This window comes from Methylobacterium sp. ME121 (genome assembly GCF_000974725.1).
GTDB lineage: Bacteria > Pseudomonadota > Alphaproteobacteria > Rhizobiales > Beijerinckiaceae > Methylobacterium > Methylobacterium radiotolerans.
The window spans coordinates 83,800-95,895 of the sequence record NZ_BBUX01000020.1 but is presented as its reverse complement, the minus strand read 5'-3'; the positions used below and the strand labels follow the sequence as shown (position 1 = coordinate 95,895).

8 protein-coding genes and 2 pseudogenes are annotated in these 12,096 nt (G+C 72.9%); 7 read left to right on the top strand and 3 right to left on the bottom strand.

Going from position 1 to position 12,096, the window contains the following annotated elements:
- The 5 genes and pseudogenes from ME121_RS15180 to ME121_RS15160 all read left to right on the top strand — a co-directional run.
- Window positions 1-414, top strand: a pseudogene (locus tag ME121_RS15180) (TnsA endonuclease N-terminal domain-containing protein); the annotation flags it as partial.
- A gap of 82 nt (window positions 415-496) precedes the next feature.
- Entirely contained in the window at window positions 497-2,599 is a 2,103-nt protein-coding gene (locus ME121_RS15175; RefSeq protein WP_059409116.1) for a TnsB C-terminal domain-containing protein, read from the top strand.
- An 11-nt stretch (window positions 2,600-2,610) separates the two neighbouring features.
- Window positions 2,611-3,723, top strand: coding sequence for a TniB family NTP-binding protein (locus ME121_RS15170; RefSeq protein WP_089231484.1), 1,113 nt, complete (start codon window positions 2,611-2,613; stop codon window positions 3,721-3,723).
- The gene (locus ME121_RS15165) at window positions 3,713-5,632 is read left to right on the top strand and encodes a TniQ family protein (protein ID WP_059409114.1); all 1,920 of its coding nucleotides are present in this window, start codon (window positions 3,713-3,715) and stop codon (window positions 5,630-5,632) included. The genes ME121_RS15170 and ME121_RS15165 overlap by 11 nt, the downstream gene beginning before the upstream one ends.
- Before the next feature lie 879 nt (window positions 5,633-6,511).
- Complete coding sequence (locus ME121_RS15160) at window positions 6,512-6,817, top strand: hypothetical protein (RefSeq protein ID WP_024828423.1); 306 nt, start codon at window positions 6,512-6,514, stop codon at window positions 6,815-6,817.
- A gap of 64 nt (window positions 6,818-6,881) precedes the next feature.
- Here ME121_RS15160 and ME121_RS15155 read toward each other — a convergent pair whose 3' ends face one another.
- Window positions 6,882-7,433, bottom strand: a complete 552-nt coding sequence (locus ME121_RS15155) for a PAS domain-containing protein (protein ID WP_059409113.1) — start codon at window positions 7,431-7,433, stop codon at window positions 6,882-6,884.
- An 856-nt stretch (window positions 7,434-8,289) separates the two neighbouring features.
- On the opposite strand from ME121_RS15155, the gene ME121_RS33665 reads away from it, so the two are divergent.
- Window positions 8,290-8,469, top strand: a complete 180-nt coding sequence (locus ME121_RS33665) for a hypothetical protein (protein ID WP_179240002.1) — start codon at window positions 8,290-8,292, stop codon at window positions 8,467-8,469.
- A gap of 1,089 nt (window positions 8,470-9,558) precedes the next feature.
- On the opposite strand, the pseudogene ME121_RS15150 reads toward ME121_RS33665, so the two are convergent.
- Together ME121_RS15150 and ME121_RS15145 are read right to left on the bottom strand one after the other, a co-directional pair.
- Window positions 9,559-10,891, bottom strand: a pseudogene (locus ME121_RS15150) (MFS transporter).
- Between the two features lie 10 nt (window positions 10,892-10,901).
- Window positions 10,902-11,174 (bottom strand): metal-sensing transcriptional repressor, encoded by a 273-nt coding sequence (locus ME121_RS15145; protein WP_059409112.1) that lies wholly within the window; start codon window positions 11,172-11,174, stop codon window positions 10,902-10,904.
- 108 nt (window positions 11,175-11,282) lie between these two features.
- On the opposite strand from ME121_RS15145, the gene ME121_RS15140 reads away from it, so the two are divergent.
- Window positions 11,283-11,582 (top strand): hypothetical protein, encoded by a 300-nt coding sequence (locus tag ME121_RS15140; protein WP_059409111.1) that lies wholly within the window; start codon window positions 11,283-11,285, stop codon window positions 11,580-11,582.
- Window positions 11,583-12,096: the final 514 nt, after the last annotated feature.

Below are 12,096 nucleotides of genomic sequence, written 5' to 3'. Positions count from 1 at the left end.
GGCCGCCGCGACACCTTCAGCGGCTTCCGGCCGTCGAGGAAGACGGGGCGGATGGTGGCCTACGAAAGCCTTCTCGAACGGACCGCCGCGACCCTGCTGGAGGAGGCGCGGGAGGTCTCCGACTACCTGGAGCAACCGGCCGCCGAGTCGTGGGACGACGCGGGGACGCCGCGCCGATACACCGCCGACTTCGGCGCGCTGACCGCGCTCGGGATCGCCTACGTCGAGGTCAAGCCGCGGCGCCTCGCCCGTCGGCCCGGGACGATGGCCCGTCACAGGGCCGTCCGCGACGCCCTCCACGCCCGGGGGATCGGCTTCGTCGTCTGGACCGAGCGCGAGATGGCGCGGCCGGCACGGGCGATCGCCCTGCTGCTGTGCGCCGCCCGGCGCGCCGAGCGGGACCGGCGCGCCTGATTGCCCGTCCGGGCGGCCCGGACCGCGCCCGTCGCCATCACTCCCCTCCCGCGCCCACCGCCCGGCAAGTCGGCAGCGACCCATGATCGTGCCCTTCATCAACTTCCCCCTCGGCTCCTCGGTCAGGATCGAGGACGTCACGCATACGTACATGTCGCGCGAGCAGGCCGGCTGCGTGTTCCGGAGCGAGGTGGACGGGCGCACGGTGACGCACGGACCGAAGGAGATCGCGTCGCTCTACTTCTCCGGGAAGTTCGTGATCCCGAGGCAGCTGCACCCGGCCCTGCCGGCCGGCATCCGCGAGAACCTGCGGCGGAGCCTGTCCGAGTTCCCCGACCACAGGCAGGCGGAGGCCGAGCGCCGCCTGGACTACGTCATGGCGATCGACAGGCTGGAGGAGCGCCGGAAGAACGGCGACGGAACGCTGTTCCGGCGCAACGCACGCCGGTACGCGTCCGTGGCCCGGGCGGTGGCGAGCCTCAGGCGGCGCCGGGCCGGCGTCCCGGGCCTCCTGCCCGACGCCGCGGCGCGGAAGCAGGCGAGGGCCGAGGCCACGCCGTCCGGCCCCACGCTGCGGGATTGGATGCGGCGCTGGGAGCGGTCCGGCCGCGAGCCCTCCGCCCTGGTGCGGCTCGACGATCGCAAGGGGCGCAAGCCCAGGGAGCTGGCGCCCGCCCTCGTCGACCTCATGGCCGAAGCCGTCAGGACCTTCTACCGCCAGGAGGAAGGCCCGACGATCCGCCTTCTCCACGAGTACGTGGCGGGGCGCGTCCAGCAGCACAACCGGGAGACCGGCGACAGGCTCACGCCGCTCACGGAGACGGCGCTCCACCGTTTCGTCACGGGGCGCTTCGGCGCCCGCGAGCTCGCCGAGGCCCGGCTCAAGCCGCGCAAGGCGGCGATGCGCTTCGACGCCAAGCGGCGCCGGGCCTCGCCGAAGAAGGCGTGCGAGGTCATCGAGATCGATCACGTCCTCCTGGACGTGACGGTCGTGCGCGACCGCGGCGGCGAACCGCTTGAGACCGAGGAGGGCTCCCATCGGCGAAAGCGCGGCATCGCCGGGCGGCCCTGGCTGACGCTCGCCATCTGCACGGCGACGCGATGCGTGGTGGGATGGTCGATCTCGCTGGATCCCCCCTCGTACGTGTCGGTGATGCTGTGCCTGCGCAGCATGCTCTCGGCGAAGGCAGACGTGAGCGTGAACGGGCGCGCGGTCGTGAATCCGGTCTTCGGGATGCCGAAGGTCCTGAGGCTCGACAACGGCAAGGAGTTCCACAGCCTCGCCCTGAAGGCCGCGGCGGCCAAGCTCGGCTTCGAGCTGCTCTACTGCCCGCGGCGGGCGCCCTGGGAGAAGGGGCGCGTCGAGCGCTTCTTCGGCGAGGTCCAGCGCAACTTCGCAACGATGCCCGGCCGAACGTTCGGAAGCCCGGAGCGGCGCGGCGACTACCGCCCGCACGACCGCGCCCGCATGACCATGGGCGAGATCAGGGTGCTGTTCGCGATCTGGGTGGCGGCCTACTACCATCAGAAGAACCACCGCGGGCTGTTCCACAGGACGCCGATGGAGGTCTGGCAGGAGATGTCGCCCCTCGGGGTGGACATGCCGCCCAGCGCGCGCGACGTCGTGGTGGCCACCGCCCTGCCGCTGCTGAAGCCGATCCAGGACACCGGCATCGAGTACCTCGAACTGCACTGGGACTGCGCCGAGCTGGAGCGCCTGCGGGAGCTCCACGGACGCAAGCGGAAGTGGCGGTGCGCGCTCGACCCGCTCGACCTGACGACGATGACCGTCTGGGACGACACGGTCGAGCCCAACGTGGAGATCCGGGCGACCTGCCAGGAGCCGGACCTGATCGAGGGCCTCGACCTCGACATGTGGAAGCGGCTCAGGAACCGGTCGAAGGAGCGTACGCCCGAATCCGAGCGGGTCCGTCGGGAGACGCTGGCGGACGCGCGCGTGGAGATGTTCGAGCGGGCCAGCCGGGACGACCGCGCCGGGAAGCCCCTGGGCAGGGGGAAGCAGAAGTTCGCCGACGCCGCCCGGCCGGCCCGTGCCGTCGCAGCCCTGCCGACGCCCGAGGCGGCCGGGGCACCGTCCGCCGCGGCGACGCATTCCCCCGCCGAGGCTGCCGGCGCGCCGGCCCGCCGCGGCTCCGTGGCCACCCGCTCGCAATACTACGACTGAGGACGATACCCATGACACACGCCATGACGCCCGCCCCCCACGCCTCCCGCGAGCCGGTCCCCGGATCCGCGCCCCCCTCCGGCGCGGCCGCGCCCGGCGGTCCTGCGGGCGGCGGCAGGACGAACTGGGACGCGCCGCACAACGCCGCCCGGCTCGACGCCTTCGTCCTGGCCATGCGGGAACGCATCCACGTCCCCACCGTGGCGTACGGGGAGGCCCAGCGGGAGATGCGCCTGCTGCGCGACCGCGCGCGCCGGCGGGAGCGGGGCAACGTCCTGGTGATCGGCGGCGAGGCCGGGGCGGGCAAGAGCTGGGTCCTCGACCGCGAGCTGACGGCGGTCGACTTCCCCGACGTCAAGACGAGTTGGGCGGACCCCCTGCCGGTCCTGCGCCTGGACGCGCCCTCGCCCGGCCGCATGAAGGCGCTCCTGGTCAAGATGCTGTCGCAGGTGGCCGGGTACGAGGCGAGCGACCGGCCGTCCGAGCCGATGCTGATGCGGCAGTTCGTCAAGGTCGCGCAGGCGCGCGGGGTGCGGGTGGTCAAGATCGACGAGTTCCAGCACATCGTGAACCTGGCGCGCACGGACAGGCACGAGCGCACCGTGTCCGAGACCCTCAAGACGCTCCTGAACGAGACCGACATCCAGCTCGTGCTGGCGGGCGAGCCGTCCGTCATGACCTTCTTCGATCGCTGGAAGCAGTTCGAGCGCCGCGGCGCGAAGCTGCCGATGACGCCGTTCGCCGGCGAGGTCGCCCGGGAGGAGTTCGCCGACTTCCTCAATCATTACGACGACCAACTCGTGGCCCTGCATTTCCGGGCAAGAAGCGGCTTCGCCGAGAAGGTCGACCGCTTCCGGCTCGCAACGGACGGCTATGTCGGCCTCGCGTCCAAGCTCATCCACCTCGCCGCGGAGATGTCGTTCAAGGCCGGTCACAACTGCGTCGACGACACCCTCGCCGTGGCCTACGAGCGCTGGCGTCGCCGCGGCGACGGCGCCAACCCGTTCCTCATGAAACCCGACGCGGTGTGCAGGGCGCTCCGGCGCCCGGCGACGCCGGCAGGGGGCGACCTGACCCGCCTGCGCGGGACCGGCGGCGTCCCGGAGCCGAGCTATGGCAAGTAGGCCCGAGCCGGCGGCCCGCCTGCCGCTGCACCTGGCGCCGGGCAGCGGCGAGCCGGCCTACGCCCTGCTCGAACGCCTCTCGCGGCGGTACGGGGCCGGGAGCCCGGCGGCGTTCGCGGCCGCCAACGGCCTGGACTGGAGGTCGGTCGTGGCGGGGCGCGACACGGACCGGGTCGCCGCGCTGGCCGGCGTCGACGCCGGCGCCCTGCGGGCCGCCACCTTCGTGGTCGAGGGCGCGACGGTCCGGCTCGGCGACGAGGTCGTCGCGCGGGCCGATTGGTCGCCCCCGGCCCGGCGACGCTGCCGCGCCTGCGAGGCAGAGGACGCGGGACGGCTCGACGCGCCGCCCCCCCGTGCGTTCCGCAGGGCCTGGTGGGACGTCCGCTCCCTCCGGCGCTGCCCCCGGCACGGGACCGACCTCGCCGCGGCGGCGGCGGGGGACGCCGGCATGCCGGATCCCGCCATCCCGGCCAGCGAGGCCGGCTTCCCCGGCGAGACCTACGTCCTCGGGCGACTCGGCTTCGTGGAGCGGCGCCGGGTCCCGCTGCTCGACGCGCTGTCGCTGGCCGCCGCCATCCCCCTCATTGAGCGCGTCGGCGCGATGCGCCTCCACGGACGCCGCGCGCGGAGCGACGCCAGGCTGGTGGACGCCGGCCCGCTGCTGTCCGCCGGCATGGCGGCGTTCGACGGCGGCCCCTCGCCGTTCCGCTCCTTCCTCGACGGCTTGGTGGCGACGGCCCGGCCGGACCGCGACGAGTTGACCCCCGGCCTGGCCTACGGCCGGCTCTACGGCTGGCTCGTGCACGACGAGCGGGACCCGGCCTACGGGCCGGTCCGCGAGGCGCTCCGCGCGCACGCCATCGCGTCCCTGCCCCTTCCACCGGGCAGGGACCTGCTCGGCCGGCCCGTCACGGAGCCGGTCCTCGGGACGGTCGCCCGTCTCAGCAGGGCCGCCGGCCTGGAGAAGGCGACCGTCGAGCGTCTGCTCGCGTCTCTCGGGGCGGTCCCGGCGCCGGGGCCGAGCCCGATACCGCTCTACGCCGCCGCGGACTGCGCCCGTCTCGCCGACCTCGCCGCCGCGACGTGCTGGTCGGCGCAGGCGCGGCGGGCGCTCGGGCTGACCAACGAAGGGATGGCCTCGGTCGTGTCCGCCGGCTGCCTGGTCCCTGTACTGCCGCGGCACGGGCGCGAGGTCCGCGAGGACCGGTTCGACCGGGCCGCCGTGGAGCGACTCGCCGTCGGGGTGTTCACGGGGGTGCCGCGCCTGCGCGACGTGCCCGCGGGCTGCGCCCCGCTGCCGGAGGCCGCGCGGCGCGGCATGTCGTCGATCGGCTCGATCGTGCGGGCGGTCCTGGACGGCCGCCTTGCCCCCCGGGGACGGGTGCGCGGCCGGGCCGGGCTCCCCGCCCTGGTCCTCCGGGTCGCCGACGTCGCGGCGCTGCAACGGGCGCCCAGCGACGACGTCCCCTGGACGGAGGTCGTGGCCCGGGTCGGCGACCGCGGGCTCGCGAGGTCCCTGGTCGCGTCGGGCCGGCTCGGACTGCGCCGCGCGCCCTGTGGCTTCCGGAACCGGCACCGGCGCGAGGTGGCGCGCGCGGACTGGGCGCAGTTCCGGCAGGGCTTCGTGTCCGCCGGCGAGCTGGCGCGCGCCGAGGGGACCTCTGCGGCGGCGATGGCGCGGAGGCTGTCGCGGTCCGGGATCGGGCCGGCCTTCGGGTCCGGGTCGCCCGGCGGCCCGACGTTCTATCGCAGGGAGGACGTCGGAACCCTCCCTCGCGCGACGCCAGCCACACGGCGGAGACGGCCGCCGCGATCCGGGCCTGGAGTGGGCTCCCGACCGGTCGTGCGCCCGTCCGCCGGGGCCGTGGCCGACCGGTTGCCAGGAACCCGCCGCCGCGCAGCGCCATAGGGCGCCGCGGAACGGCGCGAGGCCCCGGCCCAGCGTCGGGCACCGATCCGAGCCCGCCGTCGGGGCCGCCGGCCGACCCCGGCGCCGTTCGACCGCCGCGCAGACGACCAGCAGCGTGGAAGCGGCTCAGCCGATGGTGTTCGCCGGAGGTTGCGGACTGTCATGGGCGCAGCGACGCGCGATCCGAGCCGTCGACCGGCCCGCGCCCGGATTCCCCCCGAGGAAACCGCAAAGCCTTGTCCGCGGGCCCGTCGCTCGATCGGACGCGGGTCGGTGGACAGGTTCGCCGAGACCCGGGGGCTCATGGTGGATCGTCGATGGCTCGCTGGCAGTGTCATCGGCATTCGACCGTCGACCCCTCATTCAGGGAGCCCGTCCTTGAACCGAAGGGACCTCTCTCTGACCGTCGCGGCCGCAGCCGGCTCGGGCCTGCCGAGGCGGATGCGCACGCATCGGAGAGCTGCCAGGCCGTTCGGACGTCGGGCACGCAGGCGGCCGCTCTAGATGGGGCCGGGGCCCCGAACGTTGCGGCACTCCCCGCCCATCGACGCGACGCAGGATGTGGACGTGCCGCCAAGCCGAACGACCGAGCCATGCCACAGACGCACGCTGGGATTGTTGCGCTGCACGAAACTCCATCCGGCGTGGTGCGGTTTGAGAACCTTGTCGGGGCGGCAGGCTTCGGCCATCGCCCGAGGGGCCCCACCGCACATGACGACCGAGCCGAAGTCGAGGTGGCGCCCCACCACTAAACGCCCGACCGGTGGATGCGCGACCAGCACTGGCGTCGCCGAAACGCCGACCGCTCATGGAGCGGACCGAACAGCTCTCGGCCCCGCGTCCCATGCCTCCGTTCGGCGCCGACCAGCGGACGGGGCGGTGGGCTACAGGACCGGCGCCGATCGCCTGCAAGCCATCGCGGATCGGCTGCGCGTCCCGGTCGCGACCTTCTTCGTCGGAACGGTCGGCTCGATCGAGGGCGTATCGCCGGTCCTCGACCTGCTGCGCCATCCGGAGACGGCAAGGCTCGTCAGGGCGTTCGCGGCGATCTCCGACCCGGTGACGCGCCATCGCGTGCTGTCCGCCGTCGAGGCCGCTGCGGCGGGCGCCGAGGCGCCGGATGAGCCGCCGTCTGGGCCGGCGACCGAGGCCGCATGCGACGGTTCGCAGGAGGGCCAGGGGTAGCGGTGGGTCTTCGTGTCCGGTGACCGCATCCAGTCCGCCGCGACGCGGGTTCTGTCCTGGTCGGTCAGTTCAGCGACCGGCTCTGCATCCGCATCCGGGCGGCAAGGGCAAGGCCAACTTCAAGTAGGGCGATCCGCACGCCCGGCAGCGCTGCCTTCGCCCCGTCGTCCTCCTCGATCAGCGAATGGGTGATGATCAAGTGATCGGCGATAAGGTCGAGGGTGTCGATCGGCATGGTCGCCGGGTGGGGTGGGGGCGGCACGAACCGACCGACGTTGCCATAGGCCGCGATCGTATCGGTGCCCCCCCTGGCCAGTTCGGTGATCGAGCCGAGATAGCCGATGAACGCGCCGTTCTCGATGCCGAACGAAGGCACGCCACCCGCCCCAACCCAGCGCGGGGTATCGTCGGGCTTGAGCAGGCGATACCGGATGCTGAACTCCGCCCCGCTCGCGAGGGCCTCATCGAGAATGCCGGTGGCGGTGCCGCGGTCGTCCGGGTGAACGCGTAGGACCCACCCCCGACCGAGGGCCTCCGTGCTTGGCTGGCCGGTGAGTGCCTCCCACTCAGGGCAGGCGTAGACGCATCGCCCGCGAGCGTCGGTCACGAAGATCATCGTCGCGTGGTCCGGCCGTGCTCCCCGCGCGCGATGAACGGACGGATGTCACACGTGCTATTTCAATTCTTGGCGGCATAACACAACCTACATCAGCATCTCCGGGCCCAGCGGGATGACCGCGTGCGCGATCGAGACGACTTGCCAGACCTGTGTCTCCGCGCAATGGCGGACCGGCTGCGCCGGCCAATCGAGCGGTTCTCGACCCCAGGGCGACGCCACGAGCGGTCGGTCCTGACGAATGCTGCGGCTGTGGCACGGACTGCGGACCGACGCGGGCCGCGCGGCCGCCCTCGACGCCCACCGCGAGATCGCGGAGCGGGAAGGCGGCCGAACGGTGAGACCTACCGATCCTACATCGGGACCGCGCAGTCAGGCAGGGCCATCGCCGCCAGGGGAGGCACCGGTAACCTTGGCCTCGCGATCGCGGTTCGGGACTCCCTGAGGTTGGATGGGGGCGATGCACTTCCGGATGCGCCGGTTGGGAAACGAGGCGACCGAGATGGGCTTTCTGGTCCTGGCCTACGGTCCGGAGCGGGTGATGGCGGCCCTTGGCACCGGTCCCCGTCCACGCCGCCCTCCGCGTGTGAGCGCACGCGGCACCGCGCGCGCTGTCACAACTTCGCACCGGCACACCGAAACCCGTTTTCACCCGGTCCCCACGCCGAGAAGGACAGCCGCTTATGAGGGGAGCTGCCAGCGCTCTTGGCGGCTCGGTTGGGTCGGAAGCGGGCAGGCCGCCTTTCCCGGCTTGTGGACGCCGAGCGGAATCCGGGTGCGATCACACCGGCCTCGGCTACGATCATTGCGCTGCCCGCGAGTGGATGGGGAAGCGCCAGCCGGCGCGAAGGCGAGAATGACCAAGCAGTCGATGATCGGGTTGATCCGCCGACGTTGGATGGCCGAACGACCCTTCGACGGCCATACGACCGATAGCCTGAACCGCAAGATCGCAAATCCCGCCACACGAAACGACGTTCGAGAGCAGGCCCGGCGGGAGCTGCAGATCCGGCGACAGCTGGAACCCCTCACCTGAGGCTTCTGGCGTGCGATCGCTTCCGAGCAATTCTGATCTGGCGGCTCACCCATCCTCCCAGATCGGGCATACGCGGAACGTTCCCTTTCCGGCCAGGAACCGGGGTCCCTTGAAGTCCGGCCCTGCCTTCGGCGGCGGTCGCCGTGTCCGTGAAAGCGCGCTGCCGCGGCGACACCGGCGCCGCGGCGACCTTGGCGGCGAGGGCCGCACGAGGTTCGGGCGGCGGCGGGACCGGCGTGATGTCGCCGAAGCCGCTCCGGTCATGCTCGTCTGGGACCGGGATCGCGCGCGTCCGCCGCATGATCTGAGGCCACCGATGAGCCGTGTTGAGGATGCCGCGCGCAGTTTCTTGGCACAAGGCAACGGATCGCCGCCGCTGCGGCGCGGCCCATTCCCGGCGCGCGGAAACACGGGCATCTGAAACGTCCCGTCGTCGCGGCCCCGGGGCGGGATCCCGTGGACGGACGCATCGTCGTCCCCCCGCTGGTCGTGGACGCTCAAGTCCTTCGCGCGCGAGACTTCGATGCGCGTCATGGGGTTGGATGGCCACTCGGGGGACGTGCCGCCCCTTTCCTGGGACGCCACGCGCGGCTCGGCTCGTCAGGCGACCGAGGGGAATGCGGTCCGAGCCGATCCACGCCGGACCGTCAGCATCTCGTAGGGAGCGGCGAAGCGCCTGACACCCGGGGTCGTGGCCCGGGCCACCGCGCACCCGGCCAAGGCCGGGCGGCACCCGATGGCCGAGTCGGAGTGTGGCTCGGTGGCTTGACCGAACGACGGTCCCGGACGCCACGACGCCGCCAGGCCGCAACGGCGGCGCGCTTCCGGCGCGCTTCGGGATGCGAGGACGGAACAGTTGGCCGCCCGCCCATCGGTCCCGCGCAGCCCCGCACCGCCCGGCACGCGCAGGGCGGCTCCCGGCCTGGCCACCGGGATGCGCAGCCGTTGCGGCAGACCGCGGTCAGACGCAGATGTCGGGGACGAGCAAGCCTCCCCGCAGCCGGCGGCCCGCCCGGTGGACGGCATGGGGCGCACGGCTTGGGACCGGCGCCCTGGCGTTCCGCCGGCAGCGCCCGGTGCGTGCCGGCCTCAGCCCGGCCCAGCCGTCGGCCACCGGGGATGCAGGTCGTCGATGACGAAGGCGTGGACGTGCCGGCCCCGGCCGGCGCCCGCAAGGTGGGGGTGGTCGGGCGAGAGGTCGGGATGCGCGTGCTCGACGACGTCCGGATCCGAGGCGGGCCCCAGCACGGCCGCCGCCGCGACGGCCGCCAGGGTGAGCGCACCCAGGACCGCGAGCGTGACCGGCAGGCCGGCCTCTGCGCCGAGCCAGCCCGCGAGCGGATAGGTGATGAGCCAAGCGACGTGCGACAGGGCGAACTGCGCCGCGAACACCGCGGGCCGATCCTCGGGCGTGGCCGAGCGCCGGAGCAGCCGCCCGGTCGGGGTCTGGGCGGCGGAGTAGCCAGCCCCGAGCACGAGCCAGGTCGTGAGGAGCATCGGCCAGCCGATCACGCCTCCCCAGGTCGTCGCGGCGAAGGCGAGCAGCCCGACGCCGAGGAGACCCGCCGCAGGCAGCATCACGGTCCGGTCCGGCAGCCGGTCGAGCGCCCGCGGCAGGAGCAGGGCCGCAACCATCGAGCCACCGCCGAACAACCCGAGCGCCACGGCGACGTCGTTCTGGGGCCGGTGCAGGATGGCGCGCGCGATCACGACGGTGTTGACGATGACCATCGAGCCGGCCGCCGACACCGCGAGGTTTTAGGGCCAGCAACCCGCGCAGGCGGGGCGTGGCGAGGTAGATGCGCAGACCCCTCGTGGTCCGATCATAGATCCCGCGGCGCTCGGTCGACTTCGGGCTCGGCAGGCTGACTGAGACGACGAGCGCCGCCGAGCACAGGAAGCCCGCCACGGTCCCTCCGAACAGCCAGTGGAAGTCGATGACGGTCAGCAGGACCGCAGCGAGCGCCGGGCTGAGCAGATTCTCCAGGTCGTAGGCCAGCCGTGAGAGGGAGAGCGCCCGGGTGTAGTCGCGCTCCTCGGGCAGGATGTCCGGGATGGTCGCCTGGAAGGTCGGGGTGAAGGCGGCCGAGCAGGACTGAAGCACGAAGACGAGGACGTAGACCTGCCAGACCTGGCCGACGAACGGCAGGATCAGGGCGACGGCGGCGCGGACGAGGTCGGTCGAAACCAGGAAGGCGCGACGCGGCAACCGCCCGGTGAATGCGTTCGCCACGGGCGCCACCAGCACATAGGCGACCATCTTGATGGCGAGCGCCATGCCGAGCACCGCGCCGGCCTCCGGGCCTGCGAGGCGATAGGCCAGCAGCCCGAGTGCGACCGTCAGCAGGCCGGTGCCGATCAGGGCGATGACCTGCGCGGCGTAGAGGTGCCGGTAGGTCCGGTCGGCGAGGACGCTCAGCATCGGGCGAGCCTCACAGGTACTTCGCCAACGCCTTGAACTCGGCGAGCGCGGCCTTGGCGGTCGTGCCGCCGTCCCCGACCCCGTCGCCGATGCAGTGTTCCATGTGGTCCTGGATGAGGACGCGCTTGGCGCTGGCGATGGCGCTTTCGACCGCGTGGAGCTGCTGCGCGAGGTCCACGCAGGCGCGGCCCTCCTCGATCATGGCGATGACGCCGGCGAGGTGGCCGTTGGCGCGCCTCAGGCGCTTGACGATGTCCGGGTGGGAGGCGTGCGCACGTTCCATGTCGACGTGCTATCCCCCCGGATAGGATATGAGAAGGGAAATCGACGTTCCGGCGTCGGCTGGCTCGTTTCGAGAGAGGGGGGTCGGGTGTCCTCGTGACGGCGTCTCATGGCGGTGGCCCTCGCATTCGCGCCGATGGCCGTCCTGGTCATGCCGACGATGGTCGATGGTCGTCGTGGGGCTACGACGCCTGTCGTGCACGCGTTCGCCGACCACGACCATGGCGCGGGCCGGCATGCCAAGGACGACTTGGCCGACCACGCCCAATCCCGCGCGCAGGACGCGATGCCCGTTCTCGCTCCGGCCGCCGGGGGCGCCGCCTGGACGGCCACGACGTTCCCGGTCGGCGACCGGCCCGTGCATGCCGCTGGCAGGGTCCGGGAGCCGTTCGAGCCACCGAGGGCGTGAGGAAGCCTGTCCGGTACCTGCACTCGAACGGCGGCACCGCGCGCCCACGCCTGCGGCCGACCGCCCATGGCATCGACATGTTCAGGTGTCCCCTCCCCGCGCCGCTGACCATCGCCGACGGCTTCCTGATCGCGACGTGGCGGCTCGGGGCGCAGGATGCCGGCCGCGCCCATCACGGCGAAGACGACCGGCGAGGTCGCCAGGCTGCGCATGGGCCGCGGCGACCGGATGGCGAAGGGCGAGGTCGTCGCCCCGCTCGACGGCCGCGAGATCACCGAATCGAAGGGCGAGTACCCCGTCGCCAGGGTGTCCGCCGCCCCCCGGAGGCCGGTGTTCGAGCGCGACAAGGTCCTCTGTGCCAAGCGCATCACGTCCGAGCGGCAGTACCTGCGCTCGCAGGCGAGCGACCTGACCTCAAGGTCAGGGAGGACGCCGCCCGGCGCAAGCTCATCTTCCCGGGCCAGGGCACGGCCGAGATCGACGCCTGCCGAACCAGCCGGAGGGACAGTGCGAG

What these genes read in the sequence shown, in the direction of transcription:
- ME121_RS15145 (WP_059409112.1), bottom strand. Translation starts at nt 11,174, where the DNA reads ATGGAACGTGCGCACGCCTCCCACCCGGACATCGTCAAGCGCCTGAGG.
- ME121_RS15165 (WP_059409114.1), top strand. Translation starts at nt 3,713, where the DNA reads ATGGCAAGTAGGCCCGAGCCGGCGGCCCGCCTGCCGCTGCACCTGGCG.
- ME121_RS15175 (WP_059409116.1), top strand. Translation starts at nt 497, where the DNA reads ATGATCGTGCCCTTCATCAACTTCCCCCTCGGCTCCTCGGTCAGGATC.
- ME121_RS15155 (WP_059409113.1), bottom strand. Translation starts at nt 7,433, where the DNA reads ATGATCTTCGTGACCGACGCTCGCGGGCGATGCGTCTACGCCTGCCCT.
- ME121_RS33665 (WP_179240002.1), top strand. Translation starts at nt 8,290, where the DNA reads ATGACCAAGCAGTCGATGATCGGGTTGATCCGCCGACGTTGGATGGCC.
- ME121_RS15140 (WP_059409111.1), top strand. Translation starts at nt 11,283, where the DNA reads ATGGCGGTGGCCCTCGCATTCGCGCCGATGGCCGTCCTGGTCATGCCG.
- ME121_RS15170 (WP_089231484.1), top strand. Translation starts at nt 2,611, where the DNA reads ATGACACACGCCATGACGCCCGCCCCCCACGCCTCCCGCGAGCCGGTC.